The 23,119-nt window shown below is 59.4% G+C and carries 16 protein-coding genes and 1 tRNA gene; 8 read left to right on the plus strand and 9 right to left on the minus strand.

Translation table 11 applies throughout. The annotated features are described in order from the left end of the window. Positions 1-11: 11 nt before the first annotated feature. Together pepN and HD598_RS02700 are read right to left on the minus strand one after the other, a co-directional pair. Positions 12-2,630 carry an aminopeptidase N gene (pepN, locus tag HD598_RS02695; RefSeq protein WP_183663628.1) on the minus strand — a complete coding sequence of 873 codons (2,619 nt, stop codon included), beginning with the start codon at positions 2,628-2,630 and terminating at the stop codon, positions 12-14. Positions 2,631-2,657: 27 nt separating this feature from the next. Beyond that, positions 2,658-3,692, minus strand: a complete 1,035-nt coding sequence (locus HD598_RS02700; protein ID WP_183663630.1) for a YeiH family protein — start codon at positions 3,690-3,692, stop codon at positions 2,658-2,660. 66 nt (positions 3,693-3,758) lie between these two features. On the opposite strand from HD598_RS02700, the gene HD598_RS02705 reads away from it, so the two are divergent. Genes HD598_RS02705 through HD598_RS02715 form a run of 3 tightly spaced genes read left to right on the plus strand, consistent with a single transcriptional unit; the run spans position 3,759 to position 7,125 of the window. Beyond that, positions 3,759-5,357 (plus strand): circularly permuted type 2 ATP-grasp protein, encoded by a 1,599-nt coding sequence (locus HD598_RS02705; RefSeq protein WP_183663632.1) that lies wholly within the window; start codon positions 3,759-3,761, stop codon positions 5,355-5,357. Continuing rightward, positions 5,351-6,277 (plus strand): alpha-E domain-containing protein, encoded by a 927-nt coding sequence (locus HD598_RS02710; protein WP_183663634.1) that lies wholly within the window; start codon positions 5,351-5,353, stop codon positions 6,275-6,277. The genes HD598_RS02705 and HD598_RS02710 overlap by 7 nt, the downstream gene beginning before the upstream one ends. Beyond that, positions 6,274-7,125 (plus strand): transglutaminase family protein, encoded by an 852-nt coding sequence (locus HD598_RS02715; protein WP_183663636.1) that lies wholly within the window; start codon positions 6,274-6,276, stop codon positions 7,123-7,125. Before HD598_RS02710 ends, HD598_RS02715 begins: the two co-directional genes overlap by 4 nt. Positions 7,126-7,238: 113 nt before the next feature. Here the strand turns inward: HD598_RS02715 and HD598_RS02720 are convergent, their stop codons facing one another. Then, positions 7,239-8,813 carry an SDR family NAD(P)-dependent oxidoreductase gene (locus HD598_RS02720; RefSeq protein ID WP_071893632.1) on the minus strand — a complete coding sequence of 525 codons (1,575 nt, stop codon included), beginning with the start codon at positions 8,811-8,813 and terminating at the stop codon, positions 7,239-7,241. Positions 8,814-8,906: 93 nt separating this feature from the next. After that, on the minus strand, positions 8,907-10,154 hold the full coding sequence (gene glgC, locus HD598_RS02725) for a glucose-1-phosphate adenylyltransferase (RefSeq protein WP_183666522.1): 1,248 nt from the start codon (positions 10,152-10,154) through the stop codon (positions 8,907-8,909). 111 nt (positions 10,155-10,265) lie between these two features. Between glgC and glgA the strand changes: the two genes are divergently transcribed. After that, positions 10,266-11,492, plus strand: coding sequence for a glycogen synthase (glgA, locus tag HD598_RS02730; RefSeq protein ID WP_183663637.1), 1,227 nt, complete (start codon positions 10,266-10,268; stop codon positions 11,490-11,492). A gap of 109 nt (positions 11,493-11,601) precedes the next feature. Here the strand turns inward: glgA and HD598_RS02735 are convergent, their stop codons facing one another. Beyond that, on the minus strand, positions 11,602-13,698 hold the full coding sequence (locus HD598_RS02735; protein WP_183663639.1) for an acyl-CoA dehydrogenase family protein: 2,097 nt from the start codon (positions 13,696-13,698) through the stop codon (positions 11,602-11,604). Further along, positions 13,695-14,378 carry a TetR/AcrR family transcriptional regulator gene (locus HD598_RS02740; RefSeq protein ID WP_232318059.1) on the minus strand — a complete coding sequence of 228 codons (684 nt, stop codon included), beginning with the start codon at positions 14,376-14,378 and terminating at the stop codon, positions 13,695-13,697. Before HD598_RS02740 ends, HD598_RS02735 begins: the two co-directional genes overlap by 4 nt. Positions 14,379-14,508: 130 nt before the next feature. Here HD598_RS02740 and HD598_RS02745 point away from each other — a divergent pair, with 130 nt between their 5' ends. The 3 genes from HD598_RS02745 to HD598_RS02755 are packed head-to-tail and all read left to right on the plus strand — an operon-like array spanning position 14,509 to position 18,135. Beyond that, a complete protein-coding gene (locus HD598_RS02745) occupies positions 14,509-15,825 on the plus strand; it encodes an acetyl-CoA C-acetyltransferase (protein ID WP_183663641.1) in 1,317 nt (438 codons plus the stop codon). Next, complete coding sequence (locus HD598_RS02750; RefSeq protein ID WP_183663643.1) at positions 15,826-17,184, plus strand: 3-oxoacyl-ACP reductase; 1,359 nt, start codon at positions 15,826-15,828, stop codon at positions 17,182-17,184. Positions 17,185-17,187: 3 nt separating this feature from the next. Next, positions 17,188-18,135, plus strand: coding sequence for a MaoC family dehydratase (locus HD598_RS02755; RefSeq protein ID WP_183663645.1), 948 nt, complete (start codon positions 17,188-17,190; stop codon positions 18,133-18,135). Here HD598_RS02755 and HD598_RS02760 read toward each other — a convergent pair. The 3 genes from HD598_RS02760 to HD598_RS02770 all read right to left on the minus strand — a co-directional run bounded on the left by HD598_RS02760 (position 18,105) and on the right by HD598_RS02770 (position 21,432). Beyond that, a complete protein-coding gene (locus HD598_RS02760) occupies positions 18,105-19,316 on the minus strand; it encodes a glycosyltransferase (protein ID WP_183663647.1) in 1,212 nt (403 codons plus the stop codon). The genes HD598_RS02755 and HD598_RS02760 overlap by 31 nt on opposite strands. Before the next feature lie 94 nt (positions 19,317-19,410). Continuing rightward, positions 19,411-21,012, minus strand: a complete 1,602-nt coding sequence (locus HD598_RS02765; RefSeq protein WP_183663649.1) for a peptidoglycan DD-metalloendopeptidase family protein — start codon at positions 21,010-21,012, stop codon at positions 19,411-19,413. A gap of 335 nt (positions 21,013-21,347) precedes the next feature. Further along, a tRNA-Leu gene (locus HD598_RS02770) sits at positions 21,348-21,432 on the minus strand. Positions 21,433-21,778: 346 nt separating this feature from the next. Here HD598_RS02770 and HD598_RS02775 point away from each other — a divergent pair. Continuing rightward, positions 21,779-23,098: a M20/M25/M40 family metallo-hydrolase gene (locus HD598_RS02775; protein WP_183663651.1), complete on the plus strand. Its 1,320-nt coding sequence runs from the start codon at positions 21,779-21,781 to the stop codon at positions 23,096-23,098. Positions 23,099-23,119: the final 21 nt, after the last annotated feature.

Genomic DNA, 23,119 nt, shown 5'->3' on the forward strand with positions numbered 1-23,119 from the left:
AGACGAATGCTCTAGCCAGTGAAGCTTTGTCCGGTGAGCTCGCGTTGCAACATATCCAGTTCCTCAATCACCACGCGGCGAAGCGCCGCTGGTGCGTCCGGATGTTCTGACAGCCACGCGGTGGCATCGATGGCAGGCTGCTGATCGCCCTCCACACCGTGGGGGAAGAGCCCCTCAATGACTCGTGTGGCGTTGGACTGGGTCATGCTCTGCCAGACCTCTTCAAGGCGGGGCCAGAAGGACTGATAGAACGGCTGACGAAGTTGCCAGGACCCTTCCGCGAAGCCGGCTGCGACTGCACTGAGATGATCGTTGGACAGCTTCACGCCCGCGCCGTCCATGACGGAGAGGGCTTGAGTCCACGCAGTGGTCTTGGAGGTGGGATCCGGAACAGCCGCCAGAGCGTGCGTGCGGCTCACGCGGGCCTTGGCAGAGTCTTCCCTGGCAATCTCTTGCTCAAAGTCGGTGATGTCTGCTGCGCCCAACACGCTGAGGGCTATGAGGGCGAGCCACCGAAGCTCGGCATCCGAACGTTCGCCAGGGGCAAAGTCCTTCTCCGCCCCAGCCATAAGCTCGAGGCGGTAGATCACGTTCTCAGATGCTTCCGAGGCTGACTTCGCGGCTCGTGCGAAGGTTCGTGCCCAGATGCGACGAAGGTCCCCGGTGGTGCGTTGAGTGATTTCCCAGGCCGCGTCAACGAACAACGCGGCCACTTCGGGGGCGCGATCGGCCGAGACATAATTCTCGAGCGCGTAGACGGCGTTGAGGGTGATTCCGCTCAGGATGCCGGCTTCTGGAACCATCGCCCCGTGACGGGCGACGGAACGGATGAACGTGACCGGATCCAGGCGTCCGCTACGCACTTGGTTCCACAGGCTCGCCCACAACGTGGCGCGCGCCAGGCCATCGTTGATGCCGTTGCTGATAAACGAATCTTGTGATTGTTCGTCAAGCTCTATCAATGCGTAGGTCAGGTCTTCATGGTTAGGAAGCACTAGCGCTGGGCGAGGTGATCCCACAAGGTCCGGCAGCTCAACAGTCTCGCCTTCAAGACGGGCATCGATAGAGCGCGTGAGCTCGAGCCAACCGGCACCATCAGTGGAAGCATCAAAAATACCGACCTTCACCACATGCGGGCGAAGAACTTGCTGACCAGTGGTGGGATCTGTTGCCTTTTGACGCAGGACTGCTCGCGTCACTAGACCGTTTTCATCCTCGTCCAGTTCCACGCTCAAAGTCGACGGTCCGCTAGTTTTCAACCAAGCTTCGGTCCAGCCATCCATATCCCGGCCGGACGCCGTGGCGAGAGCTTCGAGGAAGTCCGGCAGCGTGGCATTCCCGAAAGCATGTTTGGCGAAGTAGGTATTTGCGGCGTCAAAGAAGGCGTCTTCACCGACGTAGGCAGCAAGCTGCTTGAGCACAGACGCGCCCTTGGCGTAGGTGATTCCGTCAAAGTTCTGATCAGCGGCTTCAAGATCCGTGATGTCAGAGACGATGGGGTGCGTGGTGGGGAACTGATCCTGCACATACGCCCAACCCTTACGGCGGTTCGCAAAGCTAACCCACGCCGTTCGGAAATCCGTTGCTTTATCCGTGGCCAGAGTGCCCAAATAATCTGCGAACGACTCCTTGAGCCACAGATCGTCCCACCACTTCATAGTCACGAGGTCGCCGAACCACATATGCGCCATCTCGTGCAAGATGGTCCCCGCGCGCCCTTCATGCTGAGCCTCAGTGGCGTGAGATTCAAAGATGTACTGCTCCGTGAAAGTCACCAAACCAGGGTTTTCCATGGCGCCGAGGTTGTACTCGGGAACAAACGCGGAATCGTACTTCCCCCACGGATAAGCCACCGTGAACTTCTGGTGATAGTAATCCAAGCCCTGCTTGGTGATCGTGAAAATCTCTTCGTGATCTACGTGCTGCGCCAGGGACTGACGGGCCGTGATGTTCAACGGGACGGTGAGCTCGGTTCCGTCCTGGGTAACTCCGCGCCATTCATCCGTGACCACGTAGTAGGGGCCAGCCAAGACGGTGGTGATGTAAGTGGACATGCGCTTGGTAGCGGCAAAGTGACGGGTAGACGTCCCGTCCTGGTGTTCATCGACGGACGTCAGAGCCTCGTTGGAAGCCACGTGCCACTCTTGCGGGGCACGTACGTGAAAAGTGAAGGATGCTTTGAGATCTGGCTGTTCAAAATTGGCGAACACCCGGCGTGCATCAGCTGGTTCATACTGCGTGTACAGGTAGGTCTGCTGATCCGTAGGGTCCACAAAGCGGTGTAGACCCTCGCCGGAGGTGCTGAAGACAGCGTGACCTGTGACGGTCACTTTGTTGTGGTCCAACAAATCCGTCAACTGGATGCGGGAACCCTCGACAATTCCGTCCAGCTCCTTTTCGGCAAAGGAGCGGCCATTGATGATGACAGAGTCAATGCCACCGTGAATGAAATCCAAGAAGGTGCTTGCACCTGGCTGATGGCATGAGAAAACCAGCGTAGTGATGGAAGGGCAGGTCTCTACCGCTGGATCGGCCGCTTGAGAAAGGTCCAGAGAAACGTCATAGCTTTCGACGCTGACTAGTTGGCTTCTGAGGGCGGCTTCATCACGGGTCAGATTCTCATTATTCACGTGGCGATAGTAACAGTCGCCTCTGGGCTAAGCCGGAAAGGCCAACCGCACAGCGCCTAAAGACACCAGCATCAACGCGGCCCAAGAAATTAGCGCAGCGAGAGCACTTCGACCGCCAGTGCGCGCAAGGGAAGGAAGATCAATCCCAAAACCCAGACCCACCAGGGCGCTTCCTAAGAGGACTTCCTGCGCCATCTGCAGCACGGGCAACAACTCAGGTGGAACCACGCCCAAGGAGCGCAGCGCGAAAGCCAACAGGAATCCCACGATGAACAATGGCACCAGCGGCGGACGCTTGCCATTGCGAGTATCACCAGTGGCGCTGGAACCGGAGGCTCCTCCGGAAACCGAGCTGCGTCGTCGTCCTGGAAGTGAAGCCAACGTGGCGATCGGAGCCAATGTCAGCACTCGAACCAACTTCACAAGCACCGCCATACTCAAGGCAACCGCCCCGGCGGTAGCGCCCGCAGCCACAACCTGGCCCACATCATGAACGGAGGCACCCACCCACCAACCGAACTCCTGAGCAGACAATCCCACGAAACCGTTCAGCAGCGGGAGCACAAAGATCGCCAAGGTCCCGCATAACGTCACAAGCGCCACGGGCAACGGCGCATCCTTCTCCGTTCCGCGTGCTTGAGAAACCGCCCCAATAGCGCTGGCGCCGCAGACCGCAAAGCCGCTCGCCAGCAAGAATGGCTCATCACCAGGCAATCGAAATGCCTTAGCGATTCCATATGTCATCCCGAAAGCCAAAATGACGAGAGCCAAAATTGACAGGACGGAGACTACTCCGAGGGCCAAAACGTCCGCGAAAACAAGCTGAAAACCAAGAAATGCAATACCCAGTCGCATCAAACGCTTACCGGCAAAAGACATTCCCGGGCGCAAAGAAGCGCGCCACCGAGCGAAATAAGGAACGAAAGCAATAACATTGGAGGCAAGCATTCCCACGAGGACGCACCACGTCATCGTTGGGATCACAGGAACCACCTGATGAACAAGGAATGCGCACGTCACTCCAATGGCCGCGGCTATCAGCCCGGGCAAAATTTCACGCATGGTGAGTAGCTTGCCACGGAGTGGTTGAGTTTTTCTTGCTGCGCGACTTCATGACAAGGTAAGGGAATGGCAGATCTTTTCGAAGGATATCCGGCCGCTCAAGGGCGGTCCGCGGCGTGGGACGAAATGTTTGATCGCGATCATTCCGTTCGCCCCGCCTATTCGCACGTGGCTGCAGCTCTTCGTGAACTCGGCCCAGATGACGTCGCCGCTCGCGCAGACTCCATGGCGCGCACCTTCTTGGACCGCGGTGTCACGTTCGACTTCGCAGGCGAAGAACGGCCCTTCCCACTGGATCTCGTTCCCCGCATCATCCCCGCCACCGACTGGGATGTTCTGGAACGAGGCGTCGCGCAGCGTGTGAAGGCGCTCGAGCTCTTCTTGGACGACGTCTATGACCGCATGAAAGTAGTGGCAGACGGTGTGGTGCCGCGCAAGCTCATCACGTCCTCCGCGCACTTCCACCGCGAAGTCGCTGGATTCCGTCCCGCCGGCGGCGTGCGCGTACACATCTCGGGTATTGACGTAGTGCGAGATCAAGAAGGCACGTTCCGTGTCCTTGAAGATAACGTCCGCGTTCCCTCCGGCGTTTCCTACGTGCTGGAAAACCGCCGCGCAATGCAGAAGGGCCTCCCTGAGGCCTTCGTGCAACAGAACATTCGCTCCGTGGAGGAATACCCGCGCCGGCTCCTCCAGGCGCTGCGCAAAACCGCTCCGGGTGGCATCGAGGATCCCACCGTAGTGGTGTTGACGCCAGGCGTCTTCAACAGTGCTTACTTTGAGCACACTCTCCTGGCCGGCTTCATGGGCGTCGAGCTCGTGGAAGGCCGCGACTTGGTTTGCCGCGGTAACCGCGTCTACATGCGCACCACCTCCGGTGAGCAGCGCGTGGACGTCATCTACAAGCGCATCGACGACGAATTTGTTGACCCCCAACAGTTCCGTGCCGATTCCGTCCTGGGCTGCCCAGGCATTGTGAACGCGGCACGCGCCGGCAACGTCACCATCGCCAACGCGGTGGGCAACGGTGTTGCCGACGACAAGCTCATCTACTCTTACGTTCCAGACCTCATCAGGTACTACATGAACGAAGAGCCGATTGTCCCTAACGTGGACACCTTCCGCCTCGAAGAGAAGGAAGCGCGCGAGGAAGCCCTCGACCGCCTCGACGAGCTCGTGGTTAAACCGGTTGATGGCTCCGGCGGTAAGGGCATTGTGATTGGCCCTCAAGCGTCCAAAGAAGAGCTCGATGCTCTGCGTGAACGCGTGATCAACGATCCGCGCGGATGGATTGCCCAGCCCGTACTCCAGCTCTCCACGGTGCCCACCGTGGCGGATGAACGTTTTGGACCACGCCACGTGGACCTGCGTCCGTTCGCTGTCAATGATGGCGACGACGTCTGGGTGCTCCCGGGCGGCCTGACCCGTGTGGCTCTTCAAGAGGGATCACTCATTGTGAACTCCTCTCAGGGTGGCGGTTCCAAGGACACCTGGGTACTTGACGGTGTCAAGACCGCTTCCACTGAAGACGCCGATACCCGTGCGGCCAACCGTCGCGAACGAACCAAGGTGTGGCCGCTTGAAAGTGGTGGCCGTGGCGCCCGTAACCAGCTGCAAGAAGAACAACAGCAACAACAAGAGATTCAGGAGGTCCCAGGATGCTGAGCCGTATTGCCGAATCTCTCTTTTGGATTGGCCGATACATCGAGCGAGCGGATGGAACCGCTCGTATCCTCGACGTACATTTGGAACGCCTCAACCAGTTGCCGCAGTCGCAGCAGCGTGAAGCCTCGCAAGAGATGCTGACCATCATGGGATCATGGCCCAGCGATGAAGAGTACGGCTTGCAGGACCTGCTCCAGTACATGGCGTACGACCGCAAGAGCGGCGCGTCCATCGCAGGTGCTCTGGTGCAGGCTCGAGAGAACGCACGCCGTGCCCGCGAGACCGTATCTTCCAACCTCTGGGAAACGCTGAACACCACGTATTACGGTTTGAATCAGCAGCGCAAGGACGTGGTGGGCGCATTCCGCTTCTGCCATTGGGTCCTCGAACGTACCGCCATGATGCGCGGCTTCAGCGATTCCACCATGAGCAAGGACGATTCCTGGCAGTTCTTGCAGCTGGGCCGTGCTCTAGAAACAGCTGACATGACAGCGCGCATGCTTGCCGCAGTGGATACCCAGTCCAGTGGACTCTCCTGGGTCACCATGCTGCGTTCGGCTGGCGCCTACGAGTCCTTCTTGCGGACGCAGGGCGTGGCCTTTGGTGAGAAGAGTGCCGCGGAGTTCTTGTTGCTGGACCGCTGGTTCCCACGCTCGATTGTTTCCTCCTTCTCATTGGCGGAGGACTGCCTGATCAAGTTGGATCCAAGCGTGCAGCGTGTGGGCTTTGATAACGATGCCCGCCGTATTGTGGGCCAGGCTCGTTCGTTCTTGGAATTCCATCACTCGGAGAACATCCTGGATGAATTGCCAGAACACATGGAGCGTGTGCAGCGTGCCGTTGCGCAGGCCAGCGATGCTGTGACTCGCCGATACTTCTCGCACATTGCCGATAACGCTTGGGTTGGAGAGAAAGCATGACCCGCTTACGCATTCGTCACCGTACTCGTTATGACTATGACGGCCGCGTCTCGCTGTCCTACAACGAGGCACGCATGAGCCCTTTGACGGATAACCATCAAGTGGTGCTCGAGAGCAACATCAAGGTCAGCCCGCATATCGCAGTAGTGAGCAACTACCGGGATTATTGGGGAGCGCGCGTCACCGCGTTCGATCTTTCCGGTGCGCACGACTTCCTAGAGGTCGATGCCACGGCTACGGTTGAAGTGCACCGCGTGGAACGTGCTGTGGTCCCTGAAGAGACGTTGTCTTGGGAAGAGCTTGCGGCCGAAGACATTGTGGACGCCCAAGCGGATTACTTGCCGCAGTCTCGTTTGAGCGATCCTGGGCCGGACGTTCGGAAGATGGTTTCGGGCTTCCGCGACTTGCCCACGCCTCACGAGGCCGCGCACGCTGTCATGCAGTTCTTGCGCGAAAACATGGAGTACGTCCCGGGCGTCACCGGTGTTCACACGAACGCTGAGGGTGCCTGGCAAGAGCGTCGTGGCGTGTGTCAGGACTTGGCGCACGTGGGTATCGGTGCCTTGCGTTCTCTGGGCATCCCGGCACGTTACGTGTCCGGCTACATTCATCCCAGCCCGGATGCGGGGATTGGCGAAGAGGTAGTGGGCCAGTCTCACGCGTGGTTGGAATGGTTTGATGGCGAGTGGCGTTCGTGGGATCCAACCAACCACAAGGCCGCTTCTGACATGCACGTTTCTGTGGCTCGCGGTCGCGACTACCGCGACGTGACGCCGTTGAAGGGCATTCAGACCGGCGGTCGTCACTCGGCGCTGACGGTGTCTGTGATGGTCACACGCGTGGCCTAGCCTCATCGGATCTGGCAAGCGAAAAGCCGAACCCTCTCAATAGAGAACGGGTTCGGCTTTTCTGCGTTTCTGACGGTGCAGAGTCGCGACGGTTGGGTGAACCGTTCACGGATTTACCACGGCGATGGAACGTAATCCTTGATGAAGCAACCGTAGAGGTCAATGCCGCGTTCGCCGTCCACAATCGGGTGATAGACGCGTGCCGCACCGTCGATCAGATCCAGCGGCGCGTGCCATCCTTCATCCGCTTTGCGAAGCTTGGCGTCGTGGGGTCGTTCGTCAGTGATCCATCCGGTATCCACGGCCGTCATCAGGATTCGGTCCGTCTCGAAGAACTCCTCGGCAGCTGTTCGCGTCATCATGTTCAGTGCTGCCTTGGCCATGTTGGTATGAGGATGCCCGGCGCCCTTGTAACGACGGGAGAACTGACCTTCCATGGCGGAGACGTTCACGATGTACTTGCGCCGGGCTGGTGATGCGGCCAGCGCTGGGCGAAGGATGGAGTTCAGCAAGAAGGGCGCCGTGACGTTGCACAGCTGCACTTCGAGCATTTCGAGCGCATCCACTTCGCCGAGCACTTGCGTCCACGAATTTTGGGTCACGATATCCGGGATGAGGCCGCCGGCGTCGATTGCGGTTCCGGCGGCAATCCGGTCCATTGAGGCGGCCCCCGCGGTCATTGCCAGTTCAGCGACACGCTGCGCACGGTCCGCGCTGGCCCGGTCTTCAGGATTTTCTAGCGAGTACGACGACGCAGCGAGGCTCCCGCCGCTAGCCTGCGGTAGCGCTGGTGCACCAAGGTGGAAAGCGGCCGCGAGCGATCGAGGATGCTCTTGCGGTGGTGCTTCAGCACCCCAGATTTCCGGGCCGCCGTTGGCTGGATCGAGTGCGGGGGAGAGCGGAGTCTCTTCGCCAGCAAGCAACTGGGAGTAGGAACCGGCGGTCCGGCGTACCGTTTGGGCGGCATTGTTGATCACGATGTCCAGAGGACCTTCGGCAGCGATGCGCTGAGCAAAGGTGGTTACTGCGCCGGGATCGCGAAGGTCGATGCCCACGATCCGTAAGCGGTGCAGCCATTCCTTTGAGTCTTCGAGAGAAGCGAATCGGCGTGCGGCATCTTTAGGGAATCGCGTGGTGATGGTTAGGTGTGCGCCGTCGCGTAAGAGGCGCAAGGCAATGTGCATACCGATTTTCGCTCGGCCACCCGTCAGGACAGCTTTCTTGCCTCGGAGGTCGGCGTGGTCTTTACGGCGTGATCGGTTGGAGGCGGCACACTCGGGGCAGAGCGCGTGATGGAAGGCATCAACCTCCACATAGTCCTTCTTGCAGATGTAGCAGCCGCGCGGCTGAATGTAGTGGCCCACCGTGGCGCCCTTTTCGGCGACATCGTCCGGTACGGAGCTGTGCAGGTCGCGGCCGTGAGTCTCGTCATCTAGACGGTCAGCGGCACCCGTTGCCGTGCGTTCCATGGTCTCGCGATCGGCGGCCAGAATCGCTTCCCGAGCCTCACGACGGCGGTGTTTCTTCACGTCCTTGAACATGCTGGAGGTTCCCCGGCGCACCGCGATGAAGCGTTCGTCGTCGTTCTCTAGCGTGTGGATCTCCGAGAGAACTTTGAGGCACGCCTCGAGCTCGGTGCGATTAAAGGGGACGTCGTTGAAGTCGTCGTCAGTGAAGGTGAATTGCATAGCGCACCAATTTTACCGGTGGATAGCCGCAAACTATCCACCGGCCAATGGTGCTATGCCGCACTCATGCCGTCGGGAGGGCGATCTGGTCCGCTAGGGGAGGATGAGCTGGTCTTTGCTCAGCACGGTGAGCCCGGAGTCAGTGACCGTGAAGCCACGGGCGCGGTCGGCGTCGGCGTCGAAACCGATGCTCGCTCCCGGAGGAACCACTACGTTCTTGTCGATGATGGACTTGCGAATGCGTGCGCCTTCGCCCACGTACACATTGTCCAAAAGGACGGATCCATCCACGTGTGCTCCTTGGCGAACGGTGACATCGACGGACAGCACCGAGTTCTCGACGTGTCCACCAGAAATCACCACACCCTGAGACAGGATCGAATTATGGGATTCACCCTGGCTGCCATCTTCGCCACGGACGAGCTTGACCGGTGGCGAGTTGTGCTGACGCGTGTAGAGCGGCCATTCGCTGTTGTAGAGGTTGAACTCCGGGATGGGCGCAATCAGGTCCATGTGGGCGTCGTAGTAGGAGTCCAGGGTACCTACGTCGCGCCAATAGCGCTGGTTGGTGGGAGCTTCACCCGGAACTGGGTGCGCCGAGAAATCGTAGACACCGCAATCGCCCTTCTCGACGAAGAACGGGATGATGTCACCGCCCATGTCATGCTTCGTGTCTTCGCGCTGGTTGTCTTCGTGAAGTGCCGCTACCAGTGCGTCAGCGTTGAAGACGTAGTTGCCCATGGAAGCCAAGAAAGACTCAGGATCATCGGCGAGCGGTGCGGTGGTCTCCGGCTTTTCCACGAACTGCGCGATCCGGCGTGGGTTTTCAGGATCCGTCTCCACCACACCGAACTGATTCACGAGCCGCAGTGGTTGGCGCACAGCGGCGACGGAGGCGCTGAATCCGGACTCGATGTGCTCACGCACCATGTCAGAGAAGTCCATGCGGTAAACGTGATCGGCGCCCACCACCACGACGTAGTCCGGGCGGGCATCGTGAATGAGGTTGAGCGACTGGTAGATGGCGTTAGCCGAGCCCAAGAACCAGTCCTTGCCGAGGCGCTGCTGGGCCGGCACGGAGGCGACGTAGTTGCCCAGCAGGGTGGACATGCGCCAGGTCTCGGAGATGTGGCGGTCCAGAGAGTGGGATTTGTATTGGGTGAGGACAACGACTTTGAGGAAGCCCGAGTTCACGACGTTGGAAAGGGCAAAATCAATCAGACGGTAGTTTCCTGCGAAGGGAACCGCGGGCTTTGCGCGGTCCGCAGTGAGAGGCATGAGGCGCTTGCCTTCACCGCCAGCGAGAACGATTGCTAGTACTTTACGGCCGGACATTTTGATCCCCTCGTAGTGCATTCGGCGCTTCAATGCGCCGTTTCAAGCCAACAATCAGCGGGTTAACTTTGTACTTTTACACTATGACATGTTTCATCAACCGACTACGTTGGAAACGTGCGAACTGACATTGTTACCAAAGAATTCCCTCCCACCATTTATGGCGGCGCGGGTGTCCACGTGGCGGAGCTTTCACGAGTCCTTGCCCCCAAGCTAGATCTTCGAGTCCGCGCCTTCGGCGAACCTCGTCCCGAGGATTATCACGGCGCCATCGTTTCCAGCTATGCGGCCCCGTCTGAGTTTGATGCCGCGAACGCTGCTGTTCAGACGATGGCCACGGATTTGCTCATGCTCCAGGATTTCGCAGGAGCGGATGTTATTCATTCGCACACCTGGTACGCGAACTTTGCTGGTCACCTCGGTAGCCTTTTGCACCACGTCCCTCACGTCATTTCCGCGCACTCGCTAGAGCCGTTGCGCCCGTGGAAGGCTGAACAGCTCGGTGGCGGATACGCGCTCTCCTCCTGGGTGGAGTCCACCGCGTATCACGCAGCGGACGCCATCATTGCGGTGTCTGACGGAATGCGCCGTGACATTGAACGGGCGTACCCCACCGTGGATGCGTCCAAGATTCACGTGGTTCACAACGGCGTAGATACGGACACGTGGCAGCCAGATACCGCCACGGATGTCGTGGAAAGCTACGGCATTGATCCACAGAAACCCTCCGTAGTTTTCGTCGGTCGCATTACCCGCCAAAAGGGCGTGCCGTATCTCTTGCAGGCAGCCCGCCACTTGCCACCAGAGGTTCAGTTGGTTCTGTGTGCCGGTGCGGCAGACACGCCAGAGCTCGCAGCGCACGTCAACTCGCTCATTACAGAGCTCAAGGAAACGCGCGAGGGTGTGGTGGTCATCGAGAAGATGATGCCACGCCACGAGCTCATCCAGATCCTCACCAACGCCACCGTTTTTGCGTGCCCGTCCATTTACGAGCCTCTGGGCATCGTGAACTTGGAAGCCATGTCCTGTGGAACAGCCGTGGTCGCTTCGGCTACGGGCGGCATTCCGGAGGTCGTGGTGGACGGTGAGACCGGCTACTTGGTGCCACTCGAGCAGGTTCAGGACGGTACGGGCACTCCTTTGAATGAAGAGGAGTTCGTCTCCACGTTCGCTGCTGCCCTCAACAAGGCACTCGAGGATCCAGAGCGTGCCGCCGCGATGGGACAGGCCGGTCGACAGCGCGCCATCGAAGCCTTCAGCTGGGATGCCATCTCGGATAAGACCATCGAGGTCTACCGCGCCGCGCAAGAACGCTTTGCGGCTCGCACTTCAGAAAGCAAGTAAGCAGGCGCAAGCGCGATACTTACTGCTTAACGCAAGAAAATACGATGCCGCAGCGAGGCACAGAGCCCACGCTGCGGCGTCGTAATTCTTAGTTCTTAAGGCCTAGATATTAGGACTTGACCCCGCCCTTTTCCGACGCCTTGCGTTCAGCGCGGCGACGGTTCAAAAGGACCTTTTCCTCAATGGGAGCGTCCGCGGATGCGCGAAGTTTTCGTGCGTATTCGGCGGCTTGCTCCTGGCGGGTCTCTTCGGCACCGGTGGCGATCGAGGCACGCAAGTGATCATCCGTGAAGCCCCACGAGTCCACAATGTCCTGCACGTGTGGACGCAGTCGGCCCAGCAAGCGGTTGATGTACGGCGAGAGGGTACGTGCTCGCTGCATCGAGAGGCGGCCATTCATGAGGTACCACGAAAGGTTCTTCTCGATCAGGGTGAGACCGAAGACGTCGCGCAACCACGTCATAACCTGACGAGTGGTGTCATCCTCAATCCCCGCGATGGCCTTGGTGAAGGCTTCCCACTGCAAGAGTTCGGCGTGGGAGCGAGCCGCGGCAATGAGCTCGTCCTGATGAGCGTTGAACACCGCGGCGGCTTCTGCCTGTGGCAGCTTCGCGGCAGCTCGCATGTCATCGGCAACGCCTGCGATCATGTCCTGAACTCGAAGCGTCAGCAGTTCACGCTGCGTGCGCTCTTCCTTGAGGTAGTTCGCGGAGCGCTTTTCCGAGCCCGAATCCACCACGGTCTGACCCAACTGACGAAGACCAGAGCGGTTGAACACCAGGCTTTCGGCGCGGCGCACCATGAAGCGAGCGAGCACGCCGGCATCGAGGTGACGGAACTCGGCCGCGTAATCGCTGAGCAATCGCTTGGCGACCAACTGGAGGAGGACGTTGTTGTCACCTTCGAAAGTGACGTAGATGTCCAAGTCTTGGCGCAGGCTAGTGATGCGGTTCTCTCCCAAGAATCCGGCACCACCGCACGCCTCGCGGCACTCCTGCAGAATGTCCAGCGCGCCCCACGTGCTTAGTGGCTTCAGCGCGGCGGCAAGGGTTTCGAGGTCTTGGCGATCCTCGTCCGTGTCATGCGCGCCGGAGAAGACTTCATCAAACTTCTCAAGCAGTACTTCGTGGGCAAAGCCCGCGGCGACCGTCTGGGCGAGGCGCGGGATCAAACGGCGTTGGTGACGCTGGTAGTCCATGAGGACTTCCTCATGCGTGTCCGAGCTCGCGTTGAACTGGCGGCGCTGGTTGGCGTACGTGATGGCGATCTTCAAGCCCATCTTGGAGGCCGTAACAGCGGCGCCGTCCAAGGAAACGCGGCCCTGAACAAGAGTTCCGAGCATCGTGAAGAAGCGGCGTCCTGGAGACTCAATGGGGGAGGAGTACGTGCCGTCCTCGTCCACATTTCCGTAGCGGTTCAAGAGGTGATCGCGCGGGATGCGGACCTGAGTGAAGTGGAGGCGGCCGTTATCGATGCCGTTCAGGCCACCTTTGAGGCCGTCATCCTCGCCCCCGATTCCGGGGAGGAAGTTTCCTTCTTGGTCGCGGATATCTACGTAAAATGCATGGACGCCGTGGTTGACGCCCTTAGTGATGAGCTGAGCGAAGAGGGTTGCTGCTTTACCGTGCACGGCAGCATTGCCTAGGTAGTCCTTCCACGCTGCGCGGTGTGGAGTGTGGAGGACGAACTCTTGGGTTTCCTCGTCATATGTTGCGGTGGTAGCGATGCTCGCTACGTCAGAACCATGGCCGGTCTCCGTCATGGCGAAAGCGCCCGGGATTTCCAAGCTCATGATGCCTGGGAGCCAGCGCTCGTGGTGGCTCTGGGTTCCGAGGTGCAAGACGGCCGAACCAAAGAGGCCCCACTGGACGCCGGCCTTGATCTGCAAGGAAGGGTCCGCGATCACGAGCTCTTCGAAGCCGGCGATGTTGCCGCCGTGGTTGTCCTCGCCACCGAACTGTGCCGGGAAGGCACGGTGAACAGCATTGGAATCCACCAGAATGCCGAGCTGTTCGAAGACCCGGGAGCGCTGATCATTCATCGAGGCGCCCTCGGCCTTGTGAAGTTCAGGCTTAGCCGCGAGTGCGCGAGCCGTCTTGCGGACGTCTGCCCACTTGCCGAGCTGGAGTTCGCCGAGGAGTTCTTTGTTGATTGATCCGTGGGCCACGTCTGGGACGGGGATGGTGGATTCGTTCGTCACAGTCATCGGGAGACCTTTCGAGTTGCTTTGGTAATGGAGGAAATGCCGTAGAGCAGCCAGTCAGAGACTCGGCGTGCAAGAAGTTCTGCCGACGGGCGGGCAGGATCATGGGGTGATTGGCGCAGCCAGGATTCGCCGACAGAGCGAATCATTCCCAACGCACCTTCGGGCCAATAGGCGAGGGAATCGGCGGAGGCGCCATCGGCGCGGTTCGCGTGGACGTAATCGGCCATGCGCTCGTGCATCATCACGGTGAGCTCGGAGAAGAAGTGCGCTAGAGCGCGGGAGTCCGAGGTTTCGAGGTGGGCGGTCACGAACTCATACGTATTGGGTGAGCGTTCGGCTTGAGCCAGGTACGCATGCACCATGCTGAAGAGCGCTTCCTCAGGGCTGGCTTTGGACTCACCGGCGCTGATGACTGCTTCGCGAAGTTGATTGATGACCACTTCGCCCATTGAGTGACGCAGACCGTCTTTGTCACCGAAGTATCGGTAGAACACCGACTTACTGGTGTGGGACGCAGCTGCGATCTCTTCCATGGAAGCGGAGGGACCCAGCCGGTGGACGGCTTTGCGCGCGCTGGCAATGAGTTCAAGGCGGCGCACCGTGCGGTGCTGGTCCCAGCGTGAAGCGCGACCATCCACGGAGGACGGGGGCTGGGACGAAGATACTGTGGCGGAGTTCACGATACTTAGCGTATCAGGTACGCTTGGTTTCAGTTACTCACATCATACTGAACTTGATACGTTGGATTCGGGGGAATCGCTCCCGCACCCGTTGTCAGCCGTTCAGGCCTTCATTGCCGAAAGGGTACTCATGACCGAGCAGAACCAGACCCCAGCATCCGCCCAAACCGCACGCCGCGCCGTCGTCATCGGTGGAAACCGTGTTCCGTTCGCCCGTGCACACGGTGCCTACGCCAACGCCTCCAATCAGGATCTCCTCACCGCAGCCCTCGACGGCCTCGTTGCACGCTTCGGCTTGCAGGGGGAGCGCATCGGTCAGGTTTCGGCCGGCGCCGTGATCAAGCACTCGAAAGACTTCAACCTCACTCGCGAAGCCGCTTTGGGCACCGCGCTTTCTAAGGGCACCCCAGCTGTAGACGTTCAGATGGCCTGCGCCACCGGCATGGAAGCCATCGGCTCTCTCGCGAACAAGATCAAGCTCGGCCAGTTGGATTCCGCCATTGGTGGCGGTGTTGATTCGATTTCTGACGCGCCGATCGTGTTCTCTGACGGAGTGCGTCACGCCCTTCTTGAGGTCACCCGTGCGAAGAGCATTCCACAAAAGCTTGCCGCTTTCTCTAAGGTCCGCCCGAAAGACCTTGCCCCAGTGGCACCAGGTACCAACGAGCCCCGCACGGGACTTTCCATGGGCGAGCACCAGGCCCTGACCACTGCTCAATGGAAGATCACCCGCGAAGCTCAGGACCAACTGGCTGCAGCGAGCCACAACAACCTCGCCGCTGCCTATGACCGCAACTTCTTCGATGACCTCATCACCCCGTATGCGGGACTGAGCAAGGACAACAACATGCGTGCGGGCTCGAGCGTCGAGAAGCTCGCCACCCTCAAGCCAGTGTTCGGCAAGAGCCTCGGCGATCAGGCCACCATGACGGCCGGTAACTCCACCCCACTCACTGACGGTGCATCCGTGGTGTTGTTGGGTTCCGAAGAATGGGCTCAGTCCAAGGGCTTGCCTATTCTTGCGGACTTCGTGGACTTCGAAGCTGGTGCCGTTGACTTCGTCAGCGGTGAAGAAGGCTTGCTGATGGCACCGGCGTACGCCGTTCCTCGCATGCTCGCCCGCCAGGGACTGACGCTGCAGGACTTTGACTACTACGAGATCCACGAAGCGTTCGCAGGCACCGTGCTCTCCACGCTTGCCGCGTGGGAAGACGAAGACTTCTGCCGCAACAAGCTGGGCCTTGACGGCGCGCTGGGTTCGATCGATCGCAGCAAGCTCAACGTCAACGGATCGTCTCTCGCAGCCGGTCACCCGTTCGCCGCAACCGGCGGCCGTCTGGTGGCGACCCTCGCAAAGATGCTTCACGAAAAGGGCAGCGGCCGCGGACTCATCTCTGTATGCGCAGCCGGCGGTCAGGGCGTTGTGGCAATTTTGGAGGCACGCTAAATGGCAGATGCATATATGGATCTTGTAGGGTCCGGCTTCGGCAAGGTGCTTGCTAAGCAGCTTGGTTTGCCGCAGCCTCCCACGCTTCGCCGCTACGTTGAGGGCGAGCCGATCGCGCCAGGACCCGTGCTCTTGCTCGGCGCAGGCGCTACGGCTCAGCAGCTTGCAGATGTTCTGCTCGGCTGGGGACTGGATGTTCGTCGTCACTTCACTGACGGTGTTCGGTTCGGTGCGGTTCTTCTGGTCGCTGATTCCTTTGAGGCCCCGTCAGAACTGAGCGCGCCGGCCCTTGAATTGGGCCGCGCTGTGAAGTCGCTGGCTCGCGGCGCACGCGTCATCTCGCTGTCGAAGCAGGCGGCCAGCCAGGATGCACCAGCGGTTGCCGCAGTGCGTCGAGGCATCGAGGGCTTGGTGCGCTCGGTAGCTCGGGAACTGCGTGGCGGCGCCACCGCCAACGGTTTGTTCTTGGGCGACGGCGTGGATGGTTTCAACGCTTCACTGCTTGGCGCGTTGCGCTTCTTCCTTTCCGGCAAGAGCGCTTACGTTGACGGCCAGTTCTTGAGCGTGAGCACCACGGACAGCGAGGTGCCGGATGTTCGCACTGCCCAGTACGACGGCGCAGCCTCGCCTCTCGCAGGCAAAGTTGCGGTGGTCACGGGTGCGGCTCGCGGAATTGGCGCGGCCATTGCGCGCGTGCTGAAGCGCGACGGTGCCACCGTGGTGGTTGTCGATGTTCCTGCCGCTGGCGATGCCTTGACGAAGGTCGCTAATGAGCTCGGTGGAACAGCGCTGCAGCTTGATATCACTCGTGCCGATGCTGGTCAGGTGATTCTTGATCATGCTCGCGGGCGTCACGGTTCCTTGGACATCGTGGTGCACAACGCCGGTATTACTCGTGACAAACTGCTGGCCAACATGGACCAGGCCAAGTGGGACTCCGTGATCGCGGTCAATCTCGAATCACAACTGCGTATGAACGAGGCGTTCTTGGCGGCAGATTTGCCGGGATTGCGCGTCGTGACGCTTGCTTCGACCTCCGGCATCGCGGGCAACCGTGGCCAGACGAACTACGCGGCTTCCAAAGCTGGCGTCATGGGCGTAGTTGCGTCCACGTCTCCAGCGCTTGAAGCGCGAGGCGGCGGAATGAACGCTGTGGCTCCTGGCTTCATTGAGACGGAAATGACCGCCAAAATTCCGGTGGCCACCCGTGCTGTGGGTCGATTGCTCTTGCCATCGCTCATGCAGGGCGGACTGCCGTTGGACGTCGCCGAGGCGGTCTCCTTCTTGGCGTCCCCAGCAGCCAACGGAATCAACGGCCAGACGCTTCGCGTGTGTGGCCAGAGCCTGATTGGAGCCTAGGCCATGGCGATTCTTTCCACGATGCCGTCCGTTCCTAAGCTGTACGCCCAGGCGGCGGCGCAGGGAATCGGAGGATCTTTGAAAGGTGCGCTGGTTAAAGCCTTCGTTCCTAAGAACCCGTTGAACCGGACACCAGTGGTCAAGCCCCCGGTGAGCGCTGAATCGGCCGGAGTAGTTCTTCCGGAAGAGAAGTTCACGGTGCAGAACCATCGCGTGGATCGTGAAGCGTTGGTCAAGTACCAGCGGGTCATGAAAGACACGGTTCGCGACGAACTTCCCTCCGTCTTCTTGCATGCTCAGACGTTCCCGGTGGCACTTCACGCCATGAGTCAGCCAGAGTTCCCCCTTCCGCTGATGGGCTTGGTCCACTTGGCCAACGAGGTTGACCACCGCCGGACCGTCCGCCCCGATGAGGAGCTCACGGTCACTGCGTGGACGGAAAATCCACGTGCGCACTTCGCGGGCATACAGTTCAACGCTGTCGCAGAGATTGCGGTGGGGGAGGACGTTGTGTGGCGCGGAGTCTCCACTTATTTGGTCAAGGGTCAGTTCTTGTTGGGGAACCCGGAGCGGCCCGAGCGTGAAGAGATCGATCTCGCTTCTCAACGAGCAACAGCACTGTGGTCGCTCGGCGCTGAAACGGGCCGTGAATACGCCGCCGTTTCGGGGGACTTCAACCCCATCCACCTCAGCTCAGCATCAGCGAAGGTGGCTGGAATGAAGGGGGCTATTGCCCACGGAATGTACTCGGCCGGACGTGCGCTTGCGGCTACTGCCCCTCATTTTGAGGCGTACCAGTGGTCGATCACATTCGAGCAGCCAGTGTTCCTTCCCGCAAAGGTTTCCTTCGAGTCCCACGCGGCAAGTGATGAGCCAGGAAAGTCGGAGTTCTCCGGCTGGAACTCAAAGAAGCAACGACGTCACTTTGTTGGCTGGATTGCTCGCCGGTAGCTAGCTACCGCGTTCGTGGCGGTTCGTTCCCAGCTGAAGTCGCGTGCATGAGCAGCAGCTTGAGCAGACCAAGCTTCGGGAACACCGTCACGAGCCAGCTCTACTAACTTGGTTGCCCACCGGTGCGGATCCAAATCTTGAAGGAGCGCACCGGTCTGGGCGTCCAAAACAGTGTGCGCCAGGCCGCCAGACGCGTGTGCCAGCACGGGGGTGCCGCACGCTTGAGCTTCCATGGCAACCAAGCCAAAGGATTCGGAGAAGGACGGCACCGCCACCACATCAGCGGCACGGAACCAATCCGCTAAGCGCTCAGGTGGTTGGGCTGGGAGCAGCGCTACGTCGTCGTGCATCCCATACCGCTCCACCAAATGCGGAAGGTTTAAGTGATCCTGGCCGCTAATATCCCCAATGAAAACAGCCTGAATCGGTAGCTCCGGGTGCTCCGTACGCGCAATTCTCAGCGCGTTGAACAGCACTTGAGGGCCCTTGAACTCCTGAATTCGACCCGCAAAAAGCACTTTGAGCGCACCAGGAACCTTGGGCAACGGCCAGGTAGCACGGTTCCCATCAGGGTGGAAGATCTCCAGATTCACGCCCGGCGCAATGACATCGATTTTTGACAGTGGCGCTTGATAGAATCGCACCAGCTCATCGCGTTCGGCAGGCGTATTAGCGGTCAGCCGGGCCGCCAAGCCCACAATATTGTCCTCAGCATCGACCCGTTCCGCCAGCTCGCGCGCTTCCGGGTACTCGTGCAACTTGACCCGGCCCATGGTGTGCATGGTGTGGACAATGGGGATTCGGAAATCAGCACGACAACTCAGCGCGGCCTCCGCCGACATCCAGTAATGGGTATGAATGACGTCGAACTGATCCGTTGTGGCCTTGCACAATGCGTGCCCGAACTCGTCAAGGTGCTGCGGCAATTGCTCTTTCACCAGCGGACCAGGCGGCCCGGCCGGCAAATAATGCACCGGGATCAGCGGGCTCAAGAAATCCGAAGAACCCTCGCCACGAGTAAAAACCTCCACATGATGACCGGCTCGGCTCAAAGCTGACGCCAACTGGCGAACATACACGTTCAGCCCGCCAGCGTCGCCACGACCAGGCTGATCCAGCGGCGAGGTATGCAACGAGACCATCGCGATGCGTAGCTTCTGCAACTCACCGGAATCATTCACGCTAAGACACTATCGCAGGCGCAGGCCTGTTGACGTCTTTGCGAACAGACGAACGCGCTCCTGCTACCGAACTTTCCGGACCTACACGAAGTCATCATGAAGCGAGGCCGCACGCCCGGAGGAACGCTTCCAAGCTGAAAGTGAGTGCATACTCTTCGGAGAATTGTTCGTGCAAGAGCACTCGATCCGCCTCTGATGCGGTCTCAAGAACCAGACACTGTTGTGCGAAAACGGCCGGATCAAGGACGTCAGCGGGGGAGACCACCGGCTCTTCGCTAGGAGCAGGGGTGGGCGACGCCGAAGGATCCGGCGTTTCACTTGGGCCTGGCGTCGGGCTTGGAGTCGGGATCGGGGTAGTCGAGGGTGACGGTTCAGGAGTTGGTGCCGGCGTCGGTGTGGGCGAAGGCTCAGGCACTGGAGTGGCAGAAGGCTCTGGCGTTGGCTCCGGGCTGGGTTCAACAGTAGGTTCCGGCGTCGGCTCGGGGGTGGGGCTCGGTTCTACCGTTGGGCTGGGTTCTGCCGTCGGGCTCGGCTCCACTGTTGGCGTGGGCTCTGCCGCCGGCTTCGGTTCCTCAGTTGGTTTCGGTCCAGTTGTCGGGAGCGGCGTCGGCTCGGGCACTACAGGTGCTTGGGACGTTGGTGCAGGCGTGGGGGAAAGCTCCGTAGGAGGGTCCTGCTCCGGTGACTTAACTGGCAAGGACGACGACGCAGTCTTGCGGACCGGGGTCTCTTTCTGTGGTGCGGTGGCGCTCTTCTTGACCGTCTTTCCGACGGTTGAGCTGGCGGCAAGCACGTCATCGCGTGGGGTGGTGACCACCATGGCTTCGTGCCCGTAACCACCCAAGCGGTTGTAGGCGGCGCCCATGGCAATACTCTCGGGGGTCTCAAGGGACTCAGGCTGACCGGGCACCTTGGGCAAGAACAACGCAGGGTTCACCCACTTGCCGGCACGTTGAACTTCGAAATGCACGTGGCAACCGGTGGAGTTACCAGTGGTTCCAGCCAGCGCGATGACGTCGCCCCGTTTCACCTTGGTGCCAACTTCCACCAAGAGTTTGGTGTTGTGACTGTAGGCGGTGCGGAAATCGTCAGGGTGCTGGAGTGTGATGCGATTTCCGGAGTGTCCCGCCCAAGCGGACTGGATCACCGTGCCGTCAGCTGCTGCCGTGACAGGTGAACCGCAGGAGACTCCATAATCCTGCCCAATGTGAAGCTGAACGCCGGTGCCCGTGGGGTTGTTGCGCCAGCCGAAGACGCTCGTCAGATTGATGGACGCGACGGGGTGCTGAAAACGCTCTTCGCCAACATTGTCTTCGTCCTCGACCGTCAAATCCACGGCAACGGATGCGGCTTCTTTGACGCTCTCACCGTCGGCTGCGGAACCATCCGAATTGACTTCGGTAGCGGCGCTCTTGAGCGAAACCTGGCTAACCAACGGATTCAGGGTGCTGTTATCCACCCCGCTCTTGACTACAGGGGCAATTACAGGGCTGACCTGAGCGAGTTCGACCTTTACCTCAGACAGGTTCTGCGTTACTTCACGTTCGCGCGCGTCGAAAAGTAAAGATTGAGTGGTTAGTGCAACGGTCGGGACAGCAAGAGCTCCAATGGCGATAACGCCGGCTGCAATCATGCCGCGAGTACGTTGAAATTTAGGTGCGGTGGTCGCTTCTTCGACGGCGACGTGCTCCAACATTTGCTGTGCGTCCCTACTGGTCCGGTCCCCATGAATTCGGCTGAATTCCCGGTCATGCGAATGTTTTGATCCGCCTGATGGCAGAACTCACATTGACCTCATAAGCATAGGCCTGAAGTTAGTCAAAAAGTAGCGTTTTAGTGAACTTCATGTAACAACTCAGCAAACATAAGTTGGTGGTCTGCCTAGCGACTGAGGTAACAGTCAGGGCGACTCATTGAGTAAGGGGTTCGACTGCTATTCGCAGTTACGGAAAATCAGAATATTTCTCGATGAACATACGAGAAAACCCTTGGTTCCGAATTTATTTTCCAGAACCAAGGGTTTTCACTTTGTGCGCGAGGGGGGACTTGAACCCCCACCCACTATACGTGGACTAGCACCTCAAGCTAGCGCGTCTGCCTATTCCGCCACCCGCGCAGGTGATGATTTTCCGAACTTTCAGCTCAGTTTTCTGAACCTCTCAGCTCGAAAGCAGCGAGTAAAACTCTAACACAGCTTTGAACACGTTTCCAATTCGGGGGAATGTCGATTCCATGGTTTCGGGCTGCAGAGCTGCACGAATGTTCCGCTTCCCGCTCACGTCAACGAAGAAAAATCCCTAAATTTTGCGCATTTTCGGATATCAGAGCATACGGAGCGGTTTCGCGGGCGGGAAATTCTTGTGCCGAAGGTCACTGATTTGAGTCCAACTCGCGAATAGAGCCGCGTGGAAAAAAAAGCTCGCTAGGGTTGATTTCATCTTGCTTAGTCGAAGGAGCGCCCCATGGCCGAGAACCACACTGACTATTCGATTGCTGATGAAGAAGTAGTTGATATTTGTCGACAGCTTATTCGCCATGACACCACGAATTTTGGTGGAAATAACGCCAAGGGGGAGCGGGCAGCAGCAGAGTACGTCGCCGAACTGTTGTCCGAAGTTGGCTTTGAGTGTGTGATCGAAGAATCGGCTCCAGGACGAGCCTCCTTGGTGGCACGTTTTGAAGGTACGGATTCGTCGCTTCCAGCCTTGGTGGTCCACGGTCACCTAGACGTGGTGCCGGCCATCGCTGACGATTGGAGCGTTGACCCCTTCGCGGCTGAGGTCAAGGACAACATGGTCTGGGGCCGCGGTGCCGTGGACATGAAGGACATGGACGCCATGATCCTTGCCTCGGTCCGTCACATGGCCCGCAACGGTGAAAAGCCTCGGCGTGACCTCATCTTGGCGTTCTTCGCGGATGAGGAAGCCGGCGGTGAATATGGTGCCAGCTTCATGGTCAACGAGCATGCGCATCTCTTTGAAGGTGCCACAGAAGCCATTAGCGAAGTGGGCGGATTCTCCGCGGACATCAACGGTCAGCGAGCTTACTTGCTCCAAACCGCCGAAAAGGGCATCGCTTGGCTCAAGCTCACGGCAGGCGGGCGAGCAGGCCACGGTTCGCAAGTCAATGATGACAATGCGGTCACGAAACTTGCCGCTGCGGTTTCTCGCATCGGTGCGCACGAATGGCCACTGGACTACACCAAGACCACCCGCGCTTTCCTAGAGGGCGTTTCTGAACTCACGGGCGTTGCCTTCAATGAAGAGAATCCACAAGAGCTCTTGGACCAGATTGGAACCGTGGCGCGATTTGTGGGGGCCACCTTGCAAAACACGTCTAATCCCACGGTTCTCACGGCCGGTTACAAGCACAACGTGATTCCTGGAACGGCGGAAGCTCTCATTGACGCTCGCACGCTTCCAGAGCAGCAAGAGCTCGTGATTGAGAAGATCCGAGAGCTGGCTGGTCAGGGCGTTGATCTCTCGATCGTCCACCAAGACGTTGCCCTCGAGACCTCCTTCTCCGGCAACTTGGTGGACTCCATGGTGCTGGCGTTGGAAAAGGAAGATCCCGGCGCTGTGGTCCTTCCCTACATGCTCTCTGGTGGCACAGACAACAAGTCGCTGTCCCGCCTCGGCATCACCGGTTACGGCTTCGCTCCGCTGCGTTTGCCGAAGGAGCTGGACTTCACGGGCCTCTTCCACGGCGTGGACGAGCGTGTGCCCATCGACTCACTTCGCTTTGGAATGCGTGTGCTTCACAGCTTGTTGTCCACCTACTGATAGACGTTGAACCTATTCACA

The organism is Neomicrococcus aestuarii, assembly GCF_014201135.1.
Classification (GTDB): domain Bacteria; phylum Actinomycetota; class Actinomycetes; order Actinomycetales; family Micrococcaceae; genus Neomicrococcus; species Neomicrococcus aestuarii.

Excerpts from the sequence above, each read along its gene's own strand:
- HD598_RS02700 (WP_183663630.1), bottom strand. The coding sequence starts at position 3,692 with ATGCGTGAAATTTTGCCCGGGCTGATAGCCGCGGCCATTGGAGTGACG.
- HD598_RS02705 (WP_183663632.1), top strand. The coding sequence starts at position 3,759 with ATGGCAGATCTTTTCGAAGGATATCCGGCCGCTCAAGGGCGGTCCGCG.
- HD598_RS02710 (WP_183663634.1), top strand. The coding sequence starts at position 5,351 with ATGCTGAGCCGTATTGCCGAATCTCTCTTTTGGATTGGCCGATACATC.
- HD598_RS02715 (WP_183663636.1), top strand. The coding sequence starts at position 6,274 with ATGACCCGCTTACGCATTCGTCACCGTACTCGTTATGACTATGACGGC.
- HD598_RS02720 (WP_071893632.1), bottom strand. The coding sequence starts at position 8,813 with ATGCAATTCACCTTCACTGACGACGACTTCAACGACGTCCCCTTTAAT.
- HD598_RS02735 (WP_183663639.1), bottom strand. The coding sequence starts at position 13,698 with ATGACTGTGACGAACGAATCCACCATCCCCGTCCCAGACGTGGCCCAC.
- HD598_RS02745 (WP_183663641.1), top strand. The coding sequence starts at position 14,509 with ATGACCGAGCAGAACCAGACCCCAGCATCCGCCCAAACCGCACGCCGC.
- HD598_RS02750 (WP_183663643.1), top strand. The coding sequence starts at position 15,826 with ATGGCAGATGCATATATGGATCTTGTAGGGTCCGGCTTCGGCAAGGTG.
- HD598_RS02755 (WP_183663645.1), top strand. The coding sequence starts at position 17,188 with ATGGCGATTCTTTCCACGATGCCGTCCGTTCCTAAGCTGTACGCCCAG.
- HD598_RS02765 (WP_183663649.1), bottom strand. The coding sequence starts at position 21,012 with ATGTTGGAGCACGTCGCCGTCGAAGAAGCGACCACCGCACCTAAATTT.
- HD598_RS02775 (WP_183663651.1), top strand. The coding sequence starts at position 21,779 with ATGGCCGAGAACCACACTGACTATTCGATTGCTGATGAAGAAGTAGTT.